At 49.6% G+C, this 19,358-nt stretch carries 14 protein-coding genes; all 14 read right to left on the bottom strand.

Features of this window, described 5'->3' with window-relative positions:
• Positions 1-3 precede the first annotated feature (3 nt).
• Positions 4-1,527: a hypothetical protein gene (locus tag A3GK_RS0101625; protein WP_018027786.1), complete on the bottom strand. Its 1,524-nt coding sequence runs from the start codon at positions 1,525-1,527 to the stop codon at positions 4-6.
• Between the two features lie 24 nt (positions 1,528-1,551).
• Positions 1,552-3,225: an Mfa1 family fimbria major subunit gene (locus A3GK_RS0101620; protein ID WP_018027785.1), complete on the bottom strand. Its 1,674-nt coding sequence runs from the start codon at positions 3,223-3,225 to the stop codon at positions 1,552-1,554.
• A gap of 20 nt (positions 3,226-3,245) precedes the next feature.
• A complete protein-coding gene (locus A3GK_RS0101615; protein WP_018027784.1) occupies positions 3,246-4,229 on the bottom strand; it encodes a FimB/Mfa2 family fimbrial subunit in 984 nt (327 codons plus the stop codon).
• Positions 4,230-4,524: 295 nt separating this feature from the next.
• The gene (locus tag A3GK_RS0101605; RefSeq protein WP_162138127.1) at positions 4,525-6,189 is read right to left on the bottom strand and encodes an Mfa1 family fimbria major subunit; all 1,665 of its coding nucleotides are present in this window, start codon (positions 6,187-6,189) and stop codon (positions 4,525-4,527) included.
• 66 nt (positions 6,190-6,255) lie between these two features.
• Positions 6,256-7,713, bottom strand: coding sequence for an OmpA family protein (locus A3GK_RS0101600; protein WP_018027782.1), 1,458 nt, complete (start codon positions 7,711-7,713; stop codon positions 6,256-6,258).
• A 9-nt stretch (positions 7,714-7,722) separates the two neighbouring features.
• Positions 7,723-8,310: a DUF3575 domain-containing protein gene (locus tag A3GK_RS0101595; protein ID WP_018027781.1), complete on the bottom strand. Its 588-nt coding sequence runs from the start codon at positions 8,308-8,310 to the stop codon at positions 7,723-7,725.
• 1,435 nt (positions 8,311-9,745) lie between these two features.
• On the bottom strand, positions 9,746-11,071 hold the full coding sequence (locus tag A3GK_RS0101590) for a 3-phosphoshikimate 1-carboxyvinyltransferase (RefSeq protein WP_018027780.1): 1,326 nt from the start codon (positions 11,069-11,071) through the stop codon (positions 9,746-9,748).
• Positions 11,072-11,138: 67 nt separating this feature from the next.
• Positions 11,139-12,038, bottom strand: a complete 900-nt coding sequence (deoC, locus tag A3GK_RS0101585) for a deoxyribose-phosphate aldolase (protein WP_018027779.1) — start codon at positions 12,036-12,038, stop codon at positions 11,139-11,141.
• A 5-nt stretch (positions 12,039-12,043) separates the two neighbouring features.
• Positions 12,044-12,388, bottom strand: a complete 345-nt coding sequence (locus tag A3GK_RS0101580; protein WP_018027778.1) for a nucleotide pyrophosphohydrolase — start codon at positions 12,386-12,388, stop codon at positions 12,044-12,046.
• The gene (dtd, locus tag A3GK_RS0101575) at positions 12,385-12,834 is read right to left on the bottom strand and encodes a D-aminoacyl-tRNA deacylase (protein ID WP_018027777.1); all 450 of its coding nucleotides are present in this window, start codon (positions 12,832-12,834) and stop codon (positions 12,385-12,387) included. The genes A3GK_RS0101580 and dtd overlap by 4 nt, the downstream gene beginning before the upstream one ends.
• Positions 12,831-14,657: an excinuclease ABC subunit UvrC gene (uvrC, locus tag A3GK_RS0101570; RefSeq protein WP_018027776.1), complete on the bottom strand. Its 1,827-nt coding sequence runs from the start codon at positions 14,655-14,657 to the stop codon at positions 12,831-12,833. The genes dtd and uvrC overlap by 4 nt, the downstream gene beginning before the upstream one ends.
• A gap of 19 nt (positions 14,658-14,676) precedes the next feature.
• Positions 14,677-16,554 (bottom strand): tRNA uridine-5-carboxymethylaminomethyl(34) synthesis enzyme MnmG, encoded by a 1,878-nt coding sequence (gene mnmG, locus A3GK_RS0101565; protein ID WP_018027775.1) that lies wholly within the window; start codon positions 16,552-16,554, stop codon positions 14,677-14,679.
• Positions 16,554-18,659: an ATP-dependent DNA helicase RecG gene (gene recG, locus A3GK_RS0101560; RefSeq protein ID WP_018027774.1), complete on the bottom strand. Its 2,106-nt coding sequence runs from the start codon at positions 18,657-18,659 to the stop codon at positions 16,554-16,556. Before recG ends, mnmG begins: the two co-directional genes overlap by 1 nt.
• Positions 18,652-19,356, bottom strand: a complete 705-nt coding sequence (gene ispD, locus A3GK_RS0101555) for a 2-C-methyl-D-erythritol 4-phosphate cytidylyltransferase (RefSeq protein WP_040575770.1) — start codon at positions 19,354-19,356, stop codon at positions 18,652-18,654. The genes recG and ispD overlap by 8 nt, the downstream gene beginning before the upstream one ends.
• Between the last annotated feature and the right edge of the window lie 2 nt (positions 19,357-19,358).

Below are 19,358 nucleotides of genomic sequence, written 5' to 3'. Positions count from 1 at the left end.
TGCTTATTTCTTTATGGGAATTACAGGAGGTGTCTTTGCATCATCGATATCCACCTCAATGGTTTCGTTTTCCACCTTCCAAGGGAGCACCTTGATGCCGTCGTTGAGGATGAGGCGACCACCACGGAAGGCAGCGTAGATGCTGTAGGTGGTATTGCGCCGTACCTCAAACTTCTCCTCTATACCACCCCCCGCTGCAGAGACGAGTGTGGTGATGGGGAGACGGAAGTAGGTCATCTGTTCGGCAGCTGCTGGAGCATCCTCTGGGATATCCTTGCCAGTGGTATTAATACCAATCAGGATGTAAGGCATATCCTCCTTCTTTAGTCCGTCGATGCACATCGGCGGGATATAAAGGTAATACAAGTTGACAGTGAACTTAGACCATCGTGTTTGGGAGCGTTGATGATACATCTTTCCAAAGCCAAAACCATCAGGGATTTTATTCGTACTATCAAGATTTTCAGCATATGGAGTAGTGACTTGAGTCCTGTACGTGGCACCATTGCGGAAGTACTGCAGATAGTCCGTCGAGGTACGGTCGCTATAGAGTCGGCTATCCTCGGGCATATTCCTACCAGTGGCAGTGTACTCCCCACGAGTGGGAAGCATTTCCAGGGTGCCAGCACGCCAGTCAGTGTCCACAAGATCCACGAATTTGCCCTTAGTCAACCTACCGGAAGTTGTGCCATCGAAATAATCACGATTATCTATTCTATAATTTGCGATCTCAGGGCTTAAATACTCTGTTTTCTCCTTATTCGCCGTCGTGAGGATTAACTCTACCCTCGCAAAGACACGCTCGAGGTTGATGGATGGGGTCACGGTTTTGGGCGTACCGTCGTCATTACCCTTAGGGATGGTAAGCATCGCCTGACCAGTCATCGGGATCAATCTAGGGTGGAGACCTCTCCTGTACAAGGTAATTGAGTTTCGAGTGTTTTTGAAATACAACATTTCAGTATTGAGCATCCCCGTCTCTTTGGTCATCTGACTGAGATAAATCTTCTGAGGATCTCGGATATTGCCGTTCTTCGCCTCCTCGTAGGACTTCGGGTCATTGACGAGCAAGACGAAGCGGTAGCGCCCAGGGGAGAGCATCAGGTCGAAAGTAAAGATCCCGTCCGCCTCTGTACCAAAATGTTTCACCTCAAGCCCATCAAAAGCTACTGGCATACCTGCAGTAATCTTTGGAGCGTGGTAGAAGACCGCTCGGATCAGCTTATCATTGTCGTAGACATAGAGCATCACGTGATCAACACGATCTTCGTGTAATTGGGACTCCGGATCAACAACCTCTGGGTCGAAGGGAGTGTCTGGATCATCTTCCGTATCATCCCGCACATCACCCATAGCACGTAGAGGAGCATCACTAGGGAGGATCTTTGCCGTAATACGAACCATCTGCTCACAGCCATCACCCAGCTCCTCATCTGTCGGGAACACACGCTGGTGGCATCCAGTCAGGCCAAAGAGCAGTAGACCCAAGAGAAGGATACGGATGGTATATTTCATATTATTCATCATAACTCATTTCATGCTAACTTCATATTAGTTCCATAGAGCGTAGTGCTTCTCCACCAAGTTCCACTTAAGTATCTTGGCAGTGATACGCATGAGGTAGTCATTTTCCTCTACTGGAATCTGTGGGTCCGTAGGAGGCTCGAAAGGATTATCCTCTGGCTTAGGGATATTGGGGTCGTCGGGGTCCACGGGGTCGTGATTCAATCCGATGCTGTTGATACTAGCAATGTTGAGGTCGTAGATATTATTTCTCCGTGTGTCGCAGTAATTGACAAAGCCCTTGGCACCGTCCAACTGCCTATTGAGCGGAATGAGGTAGACCATTCGGCCCTCATCGTACTTACGGACAGATTTATTCCCCATCAACACTGCATCACGTAACCTTAGGTAAAGTAGCCCATCATCTCCACCGACGTAGAAGGTGCCAGGCTTATCTGTCACTTGAAGATCATAAGACTGGTAGCCAGACCCACCTGGTTTAAAAGTAAATCCAGAGGATAATCGGCTACTGTATGCTGGGTCTTTTTTTAGTTTTAAATAGAGCTCCTTGGAAATCTCCATGGTATAGCTCTGCTTTTCAGTAAATTCCTCAGGGCTAGCTAATACCCTTTCATAGTTACCATTTTTATAATTGGTCGTATAAGCATGGGTAGGGGTGAGCTTGGTGTAGACCTTTGCATAGGCGATGCGATTGTACTTAACCTCGCCCTTCTTAGAGGCCACCTTATTATTGCCATACATTGAGTTTTCGAGGAAGTAAAAGCCGCCATCGATGGAGGTCCTTTCGGCAGTGCCATCTTTCACCTCCTTAGGGTTCCGGTAATAGCCGTTGAGAACATATGCCTCCCCCTCCTTATCCGATACTCTTTGTAGGAAAGGGTGTCCCTTCTTTGGATCCCAATCGGTAGGCACCGATTGGTCATCAATCAGTGAGATATAATCTTTATAGACGTTGGGGCTACTCTCCGAAAGCGTCCGCGAACCGGCATGGTCGCGGAATAGGTAACTCTTCTTCGCCGAACCCGCCATACTGTAGGTAAGAGGAAACTTCAGTGTACCGACATCCTTCAATTCAGCGGTCACACTGCTCGACTTGGTGATTTGCACCTTAGCCACCACACGCTCCACGTCAAAAGGGAAATTGTTTTTACTCCCTTGCAATACCTCTTGCTCAGTTGCCTTGCTATCAATGCTCACGATGTTGTGTGCTGGGTCACTTACAGTAGCGGTCATCAGCATCCCCTCCCCTGTGGTTCCAGCAATGCCCAAAAGATCCTTCAGCTCTATTACTCTATCCTGAGCGAAGTCGGTGCCAGTGAGTGTACCGAGTGAATTGCTATTGAGGAGCAACGTCATCGACACCTGAGTAGACATCTCGGATTGCAATGCCATAGGGGCCGATTTCCATATCCCTGTACCTGCGCTCTCCTCGCTAAGCGTTGCCTGCATGCTAGGGTAGTCCTTGAAGAGCACCAACCCCTGCTTTATGCCTTGCTCACTCTTAGTTCCAGACTCATCTTTCTGTTCTTGATTGACCCCACGCAGGGAGCGATCCATCGCTACCCGCACAGCAAAGTGCATCGAGGTCTGGGAGTCCCCCTTATTGATAGCCTCCTCACTAGGGGATTGCTGGCTGCAAGCTCCGAGTAAGAGGGTGCCTATCAGAAGGGCAACGAGGTGATATATTCGATTTCTTTTCATCTCCTTAGATCGCTATATAATTATAGGTGGGCGTCGCGGAAGACGAGGTTCCAATTCTGGATGGTTACCTGTACCGCCATATAGGTCTCCGTGTATTTCTGAAGGAGGATACGGATATTAAAGTCGTGGTTGAGGTCGAGGTGATCCTTGAATGGGTTAGGACTGCTCATCGCCACACCACTATATAGGATATAGTCGTGCAGTGGGTCGAACTCATAAACCACTTGACCACTCTCATCGGTGATGGTGATGAGGTAATCGCCACGCTCCCCAGGAACCAGACGAAGGATATCGTAGGTAGCACTAACCGTAACGCTCTTACCACTCTCGCTCACCTTCTGCTCAAAGGTATCGGTGGTCCACTCAAATGGAGTATCGGGGAGTAGCTGCCCATCGTATCCGTAGCGGCTATTCTTGGCGGTATAGGTCATCTTGTATTGGTGACCAGGTGCCAACCCTCTAATCTCGATATTGAAGTGGTTGGTGATCTGAGTGAGTGGGAAGTGCACACGGTCTATCACCGTCCCCTTACCATCGCGGTCAATCTGATTCAGTGCTCCCTCCTTAGGAGTCCCGACGTAGAGAGGACCTGCGGTTGCCTTGATCTTATCGGCCTGCTTAGCCATAAATAGGACGAGGTCGGACTTCTTGGCACCCACCTTGAAGGCAGAGAGGTCGTACTGGCTCATATCCTTAGCCGCCCACGCCACGAACGTGGTGGTCTTGCCTGGGCGGTAGTGGTTGGTCCGCATCTCGTAATCGGGTAGGAAGGCTACACCGCCCTCCTTCCACTCTCCGATCAATTGGTCGTTTTCGTCGAAAGCGAAAACTCGGATATCGTCAATCTTACCATCTGGATAACTGATCTCATCGGGTGTCCGGACATCGAATGTAAATATGGTGTACTGAGGACACTCTGAGAGGTCGCTCATAATGCCCTTCTGGCAACTAGCAAGTGCCACAAGTAGCAGAGCTGAAAGTCCAATCTTTGATATAAGCTTCATCTTACTCACTAAATTAATTAGTTTACTCCTTCTAAGAGTGCTGTTGTATGGCACCGCTGCCACGCTCTTCCACTCTCTTTATTTATCGCGGATAGGGGGGCGTTCAAGCCCACCCTACCCTAAAACTTCGTATAATGGTTACCTACTGCGTTACCTGCGGGTCACGGGCTGGGTCATGTACGGAGGTACACTCCCTGCACCCTTGCCCTTGGTGCCTTGTAGCTCATCCATTCTACAGTGTTTTGAAAAACTTGCTCTACTGCCTAGGCAGTTTAGAGCAGTTGTGAATACCTAATTATAGGTGAACGTCACGAGTTACAAGGTTCCAAGGAAGTACCTTAGCCTCTACACGCATAAAGCCCTTCTCTGGCTCGAGGTCATTATCGTGGTGGTCTGGAGTTGGGTCCTCGTCTGGATCCTTTGGATCTGGCTTTGGAAGGTTAGGGTCGTTAGGATCGTTAGGGTCATAGTTAAATCCACGGCTAGAGAAGCTAGCAATAGATAGAGCATAGATATTGTTACGACGAGTGTCGGCATACTTAATACCCTTCTCTACCGTACGGTTCAATAGACCATAGTAACCGCAGCGACCATCCTTATAAGTGTGGACCTTGGTATTGCCATTTGCTAGGGCAGCCTCGATAGAAATGTAAGCTGTATTATCAGTAGCACCAATATAGAAAGTAGTACCAGCAGTGTAAGCTACCTTAACGATATCTGCCTTATCATAACTTACGCGACCCTCAACCCACTCTTGGTTAGCCTCAACTGCAGCAGTTGGCTTAGCGTCAGAGATAGTACGATCGCTATAGGTAATAGTTGTCTTTTCTTCTGTACCAACCGTTTCCTTAGTAGTAGTCTTCTTGTACCAAATCTTGGTACCTGCCTCAGCAGTAAAGGTTTGCTCAGCATCAGCCTTAACACCATAAACAGTCTTTGGTACGAAAGTAGCATAAACCTTAGACGTAGCTACACGGCTGTAACCCTCCTTACGGTCAGCTACATTAGTGAAGTCTGTGCTACATGAGTTCTCAAGGAAGTAGATACCAGGATTTGTCTCATGACCACCAGTAGCATAAGCATTCTCATTAACTGCAATCGCCTTGTAACCACCAAGCTGGTCATTAGGCTTACCAAAATCACCGATACGAATCAAGAAGTCTTGACCTTCAGCCTGAGCCTCAGCAATAGTCTTGGTGTGGATAGCAGACTCATAATTTTTGTAATTACCAGCATCTTGCATAGTTCTATCACCAGCGTGGCTAGCAAGTACGTAAGTGCGAGCAGCACCATTCATCACTGAGTAGGTCATGTCAGTTAGCTGTACCTCACCAGAACCATCAGTAGCCTCACCCTTAAGACCAGCCTTCTTAGATACGAAAGCTTGAGCTACTACACGCTCTAGGTCAAACTTGAATACGTTGGCAGTCTCATCAGATCCATCCTTAGCCTGTTGCTCAGTAATACCAGCGATTACAGTCTTCTTAGCAGCAGCAGAAGTCATCACAAACTTACCATCAGTAGAAAGCTTTGCGATATCCTCAATAGCAGAAGTCTGAGCACCGAATGGGTTCTCTGGAGTGATAGCGATAGAGAGGTCACCCTTATTAAGTGCCATAGCAAGGTCACCTGTACCAGCCTTCACCTCAAATGGAGCGATGGTATAATTGCCATTAGCAGCTTTCCAGAAACCATCACCATCAACTGCTGATGGATTCCAGTCCTTAGTTGCGAAGCCTACAAGGTGCATCGTTTTGATCTGGCTCTCAGCGTCACGACCAACCTCATCAGTTTGTGGCTGTGCCTTAAGGCTAGATGGGGTAGCGATGCTTACAGATACACGAGCACTGGTATTACCAGCAACAGTACCCTCGTCAGGGGCAAATCCCTTTTCATTGTTACAAGCAGCTAGACCGAAAACGGTAGCACCTGTAAGAAGAAGTGTTGAAATCTTTTTCATACTTTTTCTTTGTTGATTAAACATTAATATATTACTTATTATTACTTCTCAAAAAATGATTCGTTATTAAAAGCCGAGTTCTGCGAGGTTGTGCTTCGCCTCTTCTGAGCCAAGAGAGGCAGCCTGCTCTAGTAGGGTGCGTGCCTGCTCTCTATTACCTGCGAGGGCGGTGGCAACACCTAGGTTGTTGAGTGCCTCAGGGCGGTTACGCAATGAGGGGAGCACCTTGAGGGCACGTGCGTAGCTTCCTACCTCTAGCTCTGCAGCAGCTGAATTGATCAGTGCCTCGGGCTCGTTGGGGTAGAGACGGCTAGCGATATCAAAGACCTGCTTGTACTCCTCGGAGCTAGGGTCGTAGCTCTTGGCTACGAGGTACATCTCGTTGAGGGAGAGTAGCTTTGGATTGGTCTTGATCAGTTGCTTTGCCTCCTCTACGTTGAAGGGGCGTACGGAGTAGCTAATAGTGTACTCGGTACGGCGGATCTTTGGCCACACCTCGGTGAGGAGTCTTTTGTAGGTGACCCCACCATCGATCGCCTTGATCTTGGCATCACGGGCATCGACATCGGGAGTGGACTGAATGATATCTAGCACCTGCTGGCGTGTAGCATCGGCTAGACCAATGCTATTCTCACGGATTAGCTCCTCGGCTCTATCCCAATCCTCGCCATAGCCCTGAGAGGTGAAGTGGCGAGCATCGACCGCATAGCGGGAGGAGAGATAACCAGCAAAGGCAGCGGCACGCTTCTCAGCGAGTCGCTTATTGTAGGCTGCAGAGGCCTCTGGAGAGGCGAAGCCGACAATCTCGATCTTGGAGGTATTGAGGTCTTTATTATTGAGGATCTCTACCACCTTGGCATCCACCTCGCTGAGGACCTCTTTATTATTGCCGAAAGGAGCCTTGATCACATCGCTATTGACTGGGAAGCCAATGGTAGCGGTGTACTTATCGGAGCGTACCTTGAGCTCCTCAACCTTTGGGGAGACGTACGCCAACTGGAAGTTGGGCTCACGTAGGATCCGCTCTGCCAACTGTGTGGTGGTCATCCCTTTATCACAAGCAGCACAGCCACTCGCCCACTCGATAAGCTCGAGGTGGGCATCCATCATCCAAGGCTCAAAAGGCACCTGGGCTGAGTAGTTGAAGATCTGTGCGAGACCGTTATTGCGCACCACAATGTGGGGGTTGGTTACCATGTAATCGGGCTGGTTGCCGTAGCGTTCGTTGCGCTCAAGGACGATTGCACGGGTTTTGCCGGCTACCATAAATGGAGGGAGCTGGCACACCTTATTGGCATCAACATTACTTACTAGCTGTGGGGTAACGAGAAAAAAATCGTTGGCCCTGACTTTGCTCTTACCGAGATCAAAGTCCACAGCAATTGCCACCTTGTCGCCCTCACGTGTATAGAGGGAGTGGGTGGGGGTCATCTGTCCACTCAAGCCCTGGGCTGCTGCAGTGCAAGCGAGGGTGAGTAGTGCCAGTGCAAAACCGAGACGTATGTTCAAGTTATTTTTCATCATCAGAGTCTTTTATTTAAGGAAGAATAGAAGTGAAAGAGTTGCACGAGTGACGCCAAAGTAATCGTACTTACCGTCAGATATTTGTCGACCACAGGTGGCGCAGTCGAACTTCCGGTAGTCGATGCGTGCCCATCCTCCTCCTACTGAAAGCTCAATATTCATCAGGGGTGAGAGGACAAACTGATGGCCGACGCTGATGCCCGCACCATAGAAGGTGCCTTCGTAACGGTGGTCTTTGAACCTATCTAGGCGACCAATGGGGATATTCCACCCGCCAACATTTGCCTGACCTACATGGCCGTGAAGCCCAATGAAGGTCTGATTGAAAGATTCACAAAACCAATAGCGGAGCTCGGGCTGAACTACCCAATGACGAAATTCGCGCGGCTCGCTGAACTTCCATAGATTGAGACCGCCATCAACATCTAGTGTCCACTTAGGACTCAAGGCAAATTCTACTCCTGCATTAGGAGAGCCCATCAATGCCCAGTGGGCAAGGTTGCTCTTAAGTGCCACTTTCTGCCCGTAAGCCTTGGGGTTGAACGCTAAGGCTCCAGCCAAACACAAAAGCAAAAATAAAAGTTTACTTCTCTTCATAATAATATCTCTTGAGAATGTACGATACAAACTCTTTTAAACGAATAATTCGTTACTCATAGCACATTAAACTGCATGCCAGTGCACAAAGATAGCAATAAATTTATATACAATACAAAGTCGTGTATTACTTAACATTTAATTATTGGATAGTTGTTATTGAAAACTGGCACTATAAACTGATTAAATGTAAGGAGAAAGGGTAATGAAGAGTTTTATGATCCGAATGTTAATTCGGTGGGATATCAGGGGTTACGCATTAGAGGAGGTCTTACCATGAAGGAGGCTGTTGCACGGAGTGTCTACTATTTCAGGAATAGAGAACACGAAGTGTCTACACTTTCAGTAATACCATACCGCCCCGCCCCCATATTCCGTATGCGTGCGGAACGTATTCCGTAGCCCTGCGGAATCCATTCCGCACGCATACGGAATATGAGGTTGTTACAAGAAAAGAAAGGACACTCCGACACGTCCGATAAAGGTGCCACAAAAAAGGACCTCGGCAGAGGTCCCTCTTAAATAGGCACAGGTCGAGGGCAAAGCCTGATGACCATGTATAGCTCGCCCGTCTGACTTGTCTGACCTGTCCGATAAAGCACTTCCATATCAGCACCCGACAGGGTGCCATTCAGATAGCCCCCGTGTCGGAAGGGGCAAACACCCCCGAACGACCGGCGGGAAACGTTATGGCTCTTGGGCACCACCTATTGATCCGACCAAAAACGGCGACTGGGTCTCGCCAAAAGTTTAGTTGCAACTAAGCATTTGCTTTGTTGCAACTCGCCATTTGCTTAGTTGCATCTCGCCGATTGCTTAGTTGCAACTCAACTTTTGCCTCCTCTTCACTATGTTACCCACACGCCAGCGTGTATATGCAACCCCTTCGGGGTAGTGAGGTTTTGGTGACCTTGCTTCCCAAGCTTCACCTTCAGGCCGCTTACGCTCCCCTTCAGGGGGAAGCTTGGGTTAATACACCATGAAACCCCTTCGGGGTTTTTCTCGAATAGGTGGTACCCCATCAGCACCCGACAGGGTGCCACTCAGATAGCCCCCGTGTCGGAGGGGGCAGAAGCCCCCGAACGACCGGCGGGAAAAGGATACAGCATATATAATCGACCCTTGTGGTCGCACAAGCCTATCCAAGTGCGACCACAAGGGTCGTTGGATTGGGGTGCCTCTAACCCGCCGGTCTTCGGCACTACGTGCCTTGACCGGGGGCTAGCTGAATGGCACCCTTCGGGTGCTCCAATCCCCGCCCGACCTATCCGATAAAGGTGCCACAAAAAAGACCTCGGCAGAGGTCCCTCTTAAATAGGCACAGGTCAAGGGCAAAGCCTGATGACCATGTTTAGCTCGCCCGTCTGACTTGTCTGACTTGTCTGACTCGTCCGACTCGTCCGACCTGTCCGATAAAGGCACCACCTCCTAGTGTTCAGAGGTCATTGCGGTAGCGGAGCAGGTCATCGAAAAAGGAGGGATAGCTTTTGTGAACTACGTCGGGGGTGAGGATGGTTGTCTGGACCTCGCTCTGGTTACTTCCCCATATCCCGAAGGCCATTGCTACTCGGTGGTCGTTGTGCGGGTGAATAGAGACCTCTTTTGCCCCAGGAGTTCGTGTGCCACTCCACGCAATGCGATCCTCTGTAAGCTCAATGCCGGTCACTCCGTAGGGTTGGATATTTTCGATTAGTGAGGCGATGCGATCGCTCTCTTTATTCCTCAATAGGTGTATCCCAGTGATTTCAAAGGGGCAATCCAGAGCCACAGCGGTAAGGGCGATGGGGAGAAAGAGGTCGAGGTTTTGGGAGAGATCCATCTCTATCCGTTGGGCAATGCACTCCCCCACCCGAGTTATCTGCACTCCCTCGTTGCTTTCTTTTGTCTCTATACCAAAGGAGCGGTACAAATCGGCAACGGCTCTATCGGGTTGGACGCTATCAAGGTTCAATCGAGGAAAGACTATCTGCTCTACCTGAGGGTTGGTGGCGAGCAACTGATACCAAAAGGAGGCGGCACTCCAATCCCGCTCTAGTGGGAAGTCATCTCCTTTTGAAATGACTGATTTGGTCAGTTGGAGGTAGGAGTAGGAGGGGCTATCGGGGGAAAAGTGGTAGGCTATCTTTGTGCCATAAGCTTCGTTGCAGAGCTCAATAGCACTGAGGTACTGGCTACTGCTCCAGCGATTGGTAAGGGTGGTGTCGGGCACCTCCCTTGGGGGGATAATAATAAGGGTGCTTTCTTCGGACAACCATTGGTAGTCGCCACCTAGTTGGGTGATAAACTGGAGGTCATCTCGCTTAATTCGCTCTATCAATCGTGGCGACCCTACAAGTTGGGTGTCTCCTGGCTCAAAAAGTGAGGCGATGATTAAGAAGCGAATGGCAGTGCCACTCTCTCCACAATCGACTTTGCACGAGGAGCTGCCTTGACGCTTAGCCAATTGCTCCACAGCATGGTAAAGCACCTTGAGGTCGTCACAAAAAAAAGCACCAATCACTCCCGAACCGATAAGGTCGGAAAGCGACTGGTGCTTGAGATAATGTCTTAGTATCTGCCTAGCAGCTACACTCTTACTATAGGGCAGCTCTATCTTGAGCTGGCGGGGAAAGGTGAGCGGTGGAAGCTGTAGGAGACTGTTGCACGAAGGCGATCTGCGGCGTTGCATTCGGGATTCGGGCTCGGTCACGTACGAGAGTACGCTCCCAGCACCCTCTCCCTCAGCGCCTTGCATCTCATCCTTCGTGCAAAGTCTCAGCACATTTGAATCAAATGTGCGAGAATGGCACTTCGTGCAACATTCTCGTAGAGGCATAGGGTTGGCTCGCTTACTTCAAGTGCTTGAGCAGATCGCCCTCTAGGGAACTGGCTCCGATGCGGAAGAGCTTATTGGTCATCCACTCATCGCCTAGTATGCCTTTGACGATGCAAAGGTACTTAATGGCATCTTCGGTAGTACGGACTCCGCCAGAGACTTTGAAGCCTTTTCGGACGCCATACTTATCGTAGTACTGCTTGAGTACTTGGCACATGACATAGGCGGCCTCTAGCGATGCTCCGGGGTAGCCCTTTCCGGTAGAGGTCTTGATGAAGTCGGCCTCTGAGAATAGTGCCAGTATGCTTGCCCTCTGAATGCTCTCGGGGGTCTTAAGAGCACCGGTCTCTAGGATCACCTTGAGCACCTTGCCCTTGGTGACGTCTCGAAGCTCCTCTATCTCGTCGGTAACGGCTTGGTAGTCGCCACTGAGGAAGTTGCCAATATGCAGCACAATATCTATCTCATCGGCGCCATCGGCAAGGGCAAGAGAGGTCTCTGCCACCTTGATCTCTTGGAAGGTCTGCGAGCTAGGGAAGCCTCCCGATACACAGCAGACGTGCACATCTTCGACCATTAGGGTCTCCTTGACCGTCTTGGCAAAGTTGGGGTAAACGCAGATACTTGCTACGGGAGGAATGGTAGGATTGGTATCGTCGAGGTCGTTGACACTCTTGACGAAGTTGTATATCTGATCCGTATTATCCTCAGAGCCCAAGGAGGTGAGATCGATGGTGCTGTGGAGGAAGCTGATGGTATCGTGATTATTGAGTGCATCGTAGTGGGTATCGATCAGCTTCTTAATCTCGGACTGGATCTCTTCCACTGTCTGCACAGGTGCGAAAACTGAAAAAGCCTCTTCAAACTTGCTCTTACCTACATGCTTGTGTGGCTGTTGATTTTCTAATGTCATAACCTTTATTTATATAGCTTGTTGTTATTAATATGTCTATCTCTATCGCGTTGGCTCTTCTTCTGGATATTCTTCTGAAACGCCTCTGTGAGGTCGCAACCTGTCTGATTGGCAATACAGGTGAGCACCCAAAGAAGGTCGGCCAACTCATCAGCAAGGTGCTCTTGTGTGATCTCCTCACCTGGCTTCTGGCTCTGTTCGCCATAAAGGCGTGCCATTACCCGAGCCACCTCCCCCACCTCTTCGGTGAGGATCGCCATATTGGTGAGGGGATCGAAGTAACGAACGCCATACGCCTTAATCCATTCGTCCACAGTGGATTGTAGCTCCTTTAGTGTCGGGCTATTCATCTATTTCTACTGTCTATTACAATGGTAACAGGGCCATCATTCTGTAAGGTCACCTGCATATCTTCCCCAAAGATACCTTTTTGAACTGGTTTACCCAAATTGTCGGACAGCCGTTGGCAATATTTATCATACATTGGGGAGGATAGCTCTGGTCGCTCTGCCTTGATGTAGCTGGGTCGATTGCCTTTTCGGGTATCGGCAAGTAGGGTGAATTGGGAGACGCATAGGATCTCGCCCTCTTGCTGCAATATGCTCTCATTCATCACCCCATTGGCATCATCGAAGATGCGGAGGTTGAGGGTCTTCTTGAGGATATACTCTAGGTCTTCCTCACTATCGCCTACCTCAACGCCGTGGAGGATAAGCATTCCTTTGCCGATCTCGCTGATGAGCGACCCTCGCACCTCTACTTTGGCGTGTGTCACTCTTTGTATCACTACCTTCATCTGTCGTTGCTATTGAAATGTTGATATACGGTCTCCCCTTTTACCTTGCCAATAGAGGCTTGGAGTGCCTCGAGGGAGGCCTCTTTGATGTTCTTGACACTCTTAAACTCCTTGATCAGCTTCTGCTTATTCACCGGTCCGATGCCTGGTATCTCGTCCAGTTCGGAGTGGGTTTGTCGCTGACTACGGAGCTTCCGGTGGAAGTTGATGGCAAAGCGGTGCACCTCATTCTGTATTCGCTCTAAGAGATAGAAGACTTGGCTACGCTGCATAATGCCGACAACTTGAGGTGGATCTCCATATAGCACCTGATTGGTATTGTGCTTATCGTCTTTGGCGAGACCCATCACTGGGATCTCTACACCCACCTCTTGGAGTGCCGCTTTCACTACACCCATTTGCCCTTTACCGCCATCGGTAATGATGAGGTCGGGTAGCTCCCCACCCTCTTCCTTTATCCTCTGGTACCGCCGAGTCACCACCTCGTGCATAGAGGCGTAGTCGTCGGGACCGGAAACGCCCTTTATCTTATAGAGGCGATAATCTTTTTTACTTGGCTTGGCACCCTTAAATACAATGCAACTAGCCACTGGGTCGCTCCCTTGTATATTGGAGTTGTCGAAGCTCTCCACATGGTAGGGCAGTTTGGGCAAGCCCACAGCATTCATTAGCTCACGCAATATCTGAGTATTCCGCTGCTCGGGATTCATCTTCTCGGCCTGCTTGTGCTTGTCTCGCATATACTGGGTCACGTTCTGCAGACTAAGGTCGAGCACCTTTCGCTTCTCCCCACGCTTGGGATGGGTGATGGTGTAGTGAGAAAAGTCGCCGAAGGTGGGTGGCTCCTCGAGTATCAGCTCCTGGATATCGTAGTGCGTACGACTAAGCAACTCGATGAGAGCCGAGGATAGAAAGTCGCTCTCCTCCTCTTCATCCTCAATCAAACGCCGCTTAAACTCTAAGGTACGACCGGCAATGATACTGCCATCATGTATCTCTAGATAGTTGATATAATGGGCATCCATATCGGATAAACTACTCACTACCAATGCATTACCTATCAAATTGCTGATGATGGTGCTCTTAGCTTGGTAGTTGGAAACATCCGTTATCACCCTTTGTATCTCCAGTGCTCGCTCAAAGTCGAGTTCGGCACTCGCCTCAACCATCTTTTCATTGAGTAGCTTCTTCACACCCGAGACATTGCCCCTCAATATCTCTATCGCCTGAGCTACTTGTTCGTCGTACTCTGCCTTCGTGATGTACCCCTCACAAGGGGCGTTGCATCTATTGATATGGTACTTAAGGCAGACACGGAACTTCCCCATCTCTATCCCCTCCTCGCTGAGACGCAAGGCACAGGTGCGGAGCTTATAAATACGCTTGAAGAGATTAACCAAGGTCCACGCCATCCCTTTTGAAGGGTAAGGACCGAAGTATCGACTTCCATCCTTTATATACTTAAAGGTGACAAAGATCCGAGGAAACTCCTCTGCTTTCACGCAGATATAGGGGTAGGCATCGCCATCTTTTAGTAGCACATTGTACTGCGGTTGATACTGCTTGATTAGGTTATTCTCCAGTAGAAGGGCATCGAGCTCGCTCGCTACCACCACATACTCTATCGTCTCAAAGGAGCGTAAAAGGGCACGCACCTTACGCTCCGGATGCTTCTTCTGAAAGTATGAAGCGATCCTCTTGCGGAGGTTCTTTGCCTTCCCGATATAGAGCACTACCCCCTCTGCATCACGGTAGGTATAGCAGCCAGGAAGCTCGGGAATGATACTTATACTCTCCTCTATTTCAGACTTGGTCAGTAGCATGTGTATGTTCCACGTGAAACTATCTGCCGATAAGAGTGAGCAGAATATTAATATCCGAGGGAGATATGCCTGGAATTCGTGAGGCTTGTCCTATCGTAGAAGGCTGAATCTTATCTAGCTTTTGTCGTGCTTCTATAGAGAGACTATTGATAGAGGGATAGTCGAATCTTCGCTCAATGTTGATGCCCTCTAGGCGTTTGGCTTTATCCGCCAATTGTTGCTCCCGCTTGATATAGCCATCATACTTATATCGAATCTCCACAGACTCCACCACTTCCTCGGCATTCTCTTCCTGAAGGTAGAAGCGATTGACCCCGTCACAAACCTCGCGAAGGCTCTCGTAAGTGATGCCAGGGCGAACAATCAACTCCTTAAGCCTCACCTTCCGTTGAATGGGTTGGCTTCCCAAGGAGGTCAGCCAGTTATTTACTGCAGTAGTAGGTTCAAGCGACACCTCCTCTGTAAGCTTGCGAAGCTCCGTCTCCTGTCGCTTTTTATCTTGGTACCGCTTCAGTTGCTGCTCGCCTACCAATCCCATCTCATACCCTAGCTCAGTAAGTCTTTCATCCGCATTATCCTGACGCAAGAGTATCCGATACTCGGCACGACTAGTAAACATTCGGTAAGGCTCATCTACCCCTTTCGTCACCAAGTCATCTATCATCACGCCGATATACGCCTGCTCTCTCGTGAGCACAAAAGGTTGTTCCACGTGGAACGATAAGTGGGCATTGATGCCAGCGACTAGACCTTGTCCTGCCGCCTCTTCATAACCCGTAGTGCCATTGATTTGTCCGGCGAAGTAAAGTCCCTTTACTAGTTTCGTCTCCATGGTATGGTGCAACTGTGTCGGGTCAAAGAAGTCGTATTCAATGGCGTAACCAGGTCTTAGAATATGTACATTCCGTAAGGCAGGTATCTTTCTGATCGCCTCTTCTTGCACCTCATACGGCATCGAACTACTAAAGCCATTGAGGTAGCACTCATTGGTATCTACCCCCTCTGGCTCGATAAATATCTGATGATGGTCGCGCTCCGCGAAGGTGACGATCTTGGTCTCTATGCTTGGGCAATATCTTGGACCTATTGAAACTATCTGACCATTATAAAGAGGAGCCTCATCGAGGTGGTCACGAAGAATTTGATGTGCCTCCTCGTTGGTATAAGTGATGTAGCAGGAGCGTTGTGGCAAATCCTTATTAGAACAATTAGAGTCATAACTAAAGTGATGCCACCCCTCATCACCCGCCTGTTCCTGACAAAGGGAATAGTCAACCGTGGTGCCATCAATACGCATCGGCGTACCCGTCTTCATGCGATCCGTCTTAAAGCCAAGCGAAAGCAACTGCTCCGTAAGTCCGTAGGCAGCTGGTTCGGCAATACGTCCGCCTTTAATCTGTACCTCCCCGAAGTGCATAACGCCATTGAGGAACGTGCCATTAGCCAAAATCACCTTTGGTGCCATAAACTTTGCCCCAAGATGAGTTTGTACCCCTTTTAGTACCCCGTCCTCAATCAATAGCCGCTCCACGCTATCTTGCCAAAAAGAAAGATGCGGAGTCTGTTCTAGCTCCTCCCGCCATAGGCGAGAGAATAACTTACGATCGGTTTGGGCACGTGGGCTCCACATCGCTGGCCCTTTGCTCCGATTAAGCATCCTAAATTGGATCGTACTTCTATCTGTCGCCCTTCCCATAAATCCCCCAAGAGCATCTATCTCACGCACAATCTGCCCCTTCGCAATACCGCCCACTGCGGGATTGCAACTCATCTGTGCTATCCGCTCCATATCCATAGTGATGAGCAGCACCTCCGAGCCCAGTAGTGCCGCAGCACGTGCTGCCTCACAGCCAGCATGCCCTGCTCCCACTACAATAATATCGTACTTCTTATTCATTAGCTAATCAATCCCCAATCCTTTTCATTCACTAGCATCTTATCCAAACGCAGCCTTAGCAGGCGGTTTTTATCCAACCGAAGCTCCGGATCCTCCTTAAGGATATGTCCGACCAAGTTGCTACAAAACTGCACATACCTACCGTCCTCCGACAGATCCGCGATACGTAAGTCGAGCCCTACCCCACTCTGGCGTGTCCCCTCCATATCACCATGTCCCCTGATTTTTAAGTCCTGCTCCGCCAAGTAAAAGCCGTCCGTACTCTGGCACATAATCTGAATCCGCTGCAACGATGTTTCCCCAATCGAGTCACCACTTACCAAGATACAATAGCTCTGATGGCTTCCTCGCCCCACACGACCTCGTAGCTGATGGAGCTGAGAAAGCCCAAACCGCTCCGCACTCGTTATCACCATCACCGTAGCATTCGGTACATCCACCCCCACCTCAATTACCGTTGTAGCGACCAAGATATTTGTCTCCCCGCTAGCAAACTTCCGCATCTCCTCCTCCTTCACCTCTGGCTTTAGTTTGCCGTGAACCATTCCTACCTTATGTGCCGGAAAGGCGTGCTTAAACTGCTCATATCCCTCCTCCAGACTCATCAAATCCACCTTCTCACTCTCCTCAATCAATGGGAAGACAATATAACATTGTCGCCCCTCCGAGAGTTGCTGGAAGATAAATTGATTGACGTCTGCCATCTGATGCGTATAAGCGTGCTTCGTAATAATCGGCGTACGCCCGGGCGGTAACTCATCAATAATAGAGACATCCAAATCGCCATAGAGCGTCATCGCCAAGGTACGAGGGATCGGTGTCGCCGACATAATCAAGATATGCGGATTCAGGTGTCGACTCTTCTCCCAAAGAACACTCCTCTGATAAACCCCAAAGCGATGCTGCTCATCAATGACTGCAAGACCAAGGTTATGAAATTGTACATACTCCTGAGTCAAAATATGAGTGCCCACAAGGATATCTATCTCCCCATTGGCAAGGGCTTCTAGCAGAGGCTTCCGCTCCTTCTGCTTCATTGAACCCGTCAGCAGTGCCACCCTAATATCCTTTTGCGACGCCAGCATATTGGAGATCGACTTAAAGTGCTGCTGTGCTAGGATCTCCGTCGGCGCCATCATACAAACTTGATAGCCACTATCCATCGTGGCCAACATTGAGAGAAGAGCGACCACCGTCTTACCACTTCCCACATCCCCTTGCACCAGGCGATTCATCTGCTGGCCCGACGCCATATCAGCTAGAAGTTCTCCTACCACCCGCTCTTGAGCACCTGTCAGTTGGAACTTCAGTCCTTCCCTCTTAAATTTCGTCAAATGACCATCGTCCTTAGGAGTCACCACCAGTCCAACCGTCTCCTCCTTACGTTCACGGTGCAGATACTGCATCCTCAGCGTAAGATAAAAGAGCTCCTCCATCTTGAGTCGTGCCTGCGCTCGCTGAAGCATACGGGGAGAAGTGGGGAAATGAATCATACTCAGCGCCTCCTCTATAGAGAGCATCTGGTACCCCTCCACAATATATTGTGGCAACGTCTCCTCCAACTTCCCATGCACCTCCATCAGGATATACTTCTGTAGCTCACTGATGTTCCTCGAATTGAGACCAGAGCGCTTCATACGCTCCGTAGCAGAGTACATCGGGTAGAGCTTCCCCACCGAGCTCAATGGTCCCTTTGCAGGCTCCACCTCAGGGTGCGGTATGCTAAAGGTATCGCCAAACTTATTGGGCTTTCCAAAAATCGTATAGGGCGTATTGACCTTAAGCGACCTAAGGATATAACTCGCTCCATTAAACCAAACCAGTTCAATGACCCCAACAGCATCCTTGAAGTAAGCCTTCAAACGCTTCTTAGCACCTCTTCCCTCCTCCACAAAACCGATGATCTCCCCTTGCAGTTGCACATAAGGCATCCCATCAATCAGTTCATTGGTGGTATAGATGCGTGTCCTATCCACGTGGCGATAAGGGAAGTAGTAGAGCAGGTCCCCCCACGTCTCCACTTCCAATTCCTTCTTTAGGGTGGCAGCTTTTCGCTCCCCCACTCCTCTTAGAAAGGTCACATCACGCTTCAGGATATCATTCATTGCTGACTCTCTCCTCCATAATCCACTCCGCCAACACCCTATCCTTAGGTGTGGTGAGTTTGATATTCTGTTCCTCCCCCTCTACTATCGTCGTATTCAGTCCACCATACTTCTCCACAATGCTTGCATCATCGGTACAAGTAGGGTCAGGCTGTTCATTAAAGGCTTGGTAGGACTTCACAATAACCTCTCTATCAAATAGTTGAGGTGTCTGTACTAGTCGGATGGTACTTCGGTCTATGGCCTGATTTGCCCCATCGTGTTGCACCAAACGGATAGAGTCGGTCGGGAGAATGGCAGGAATCACCGCCCTAGATTGCCGAGCGCTCCAAAGGCGTTGCAACATTGCACGCGTGACAAACGGACGTACCCCATCGTGAATCATCACATACCGCCCAGTGGCGAGTGCCAAACCATTCTGAACACTATCGGCACGTTCCTTACCCCCATCGGTGATCTTAACCTGTATAGAACTCGGAAGGTAACTACGGAGTAGCTCCTCCACATAAGCCTGGTCACCGCTGGGTCGTACCAAAATCAATTCGCTATCCACCCAGCCCTGAGTCGCCTCAAAGATATTGAGGAGCGTCCAGATAATGATCGGGTGATCCTTGAGCATCAGATATTGCTTAGGTAGCTCCGTACCCATTCTTCTGCCACTGCCACCTGCCACCACTACTACCGATAGCTCCTTCATGG

Origin of the sequence: Porphyromonas somerae DSM 23386 (assembly GCF_000372405.1) — a bacterium.
In the GTDB taxonomy this organism is placed as follows: domain Bacteria; phylum Bacteroidota; class Bacteroidia; order Bacteroidales; family Porphyromonadaceae; genus Porphyromonas_A; species Porphyromonas_A somerae.
Note: the sequence above shows the minus strand (reverse complement) of the source record. Positions and strands in the feature narration are given on the sequence as shown.

Excerpts from the sequence above, each read along its gene's own strand:
- A3GK_RS0101625 (WP_018027786.1), bottom strand. The coding sequence starts at position 1,527 with ATGATGAATAATATGAAATATACCATCCGTATCCTTCTCTTGGGTCTA.
- A3GK_RS0101620 (WP_018027785.1), bottom strand. The coding sequence starts at position 3,225 with ATGAAAAGAAATCGAATATATCACCTCGTTGCCCTTCTGATAGGCACC.
- A3GK_RS0101615 (WP_018027784.1), bottom strand. The coding sequence starts at position 4,229 with ATGAAGCTTATATCAAAGATTGGACTTTCAGCTCTGCTACTTGTGGCA.
- A3GK_RS0101605 (WP_162138127.1), bottom strand. The coding sequence starts at position 6,189 with ATGAAAAAGATTTCAACACTTCTTCTTACAGGTGCTACCGTTTTCGGT.
- A3GK_RS0101600 (WP_018027782.1), bottom strand. The coding sequence starts at position 7,713 with ATGATGAAAAATAACTTGAACATACGTCTCGGTTTTGCACTGGCACTA.
- A3GK_RS0101595 (WP_018027781.1), bottom strand. The coding sequence starts at position 8,310 with ATGAAGAGAAGTAAACTTTTATTTTTGCTTTTGTGTTTGGCTGGAGCC.
- deoC (WP_018027779.1), bottom strand. The coding sequence starts at position 12,038 with ATGACATTAGAAAATCAACAGCCACACAAGCATGTAGGTAAGAGCAAG.
- A3GK_RS0101580 (WP_018027778.1), bottom strand. The coding sequence starts at position 12,388 with ATGAATAGCCCGACACTAAAGGAGCTACAATCCACTGTGGACGAATGG.
- dtd (WP_018027777.1), bottom strand. The coding sequence starts at position 12,834 with ATGAAGGTAGTGATACAAAGAGTGACACACGCCAAAGTAGAGGTGCGA.
- uvrC (WP_018027776.1), bottom strand. The coding sequence starts at position 14,657 with ATGCTACTGACCAAGTCTGAAATAGAGGAGAGTATAAGTATCATTCCC.
- mnmG (WP_018027775.1), bottom strand. The coding sequence starts at position 16,554 with ATGAATAAGAAGTACGATATTATTGTAGTGGGAGCAGGGCATGCTGGC.
- recG (WP_018027774.1), bottom strand. The coding sequence starts at position 18,659 with ATGAATGATATCCTGAAGCGTGATGTGACCTTTCTAAGAGGAGTGGGG.
- ispD (WP_040575770.1), bottom strand. The coding sequence starts at position 19,356 with ATGAAGGAGCTATCGGTAGTAGTGGTGGCAGGTGGCAGTGGCAGAAGA.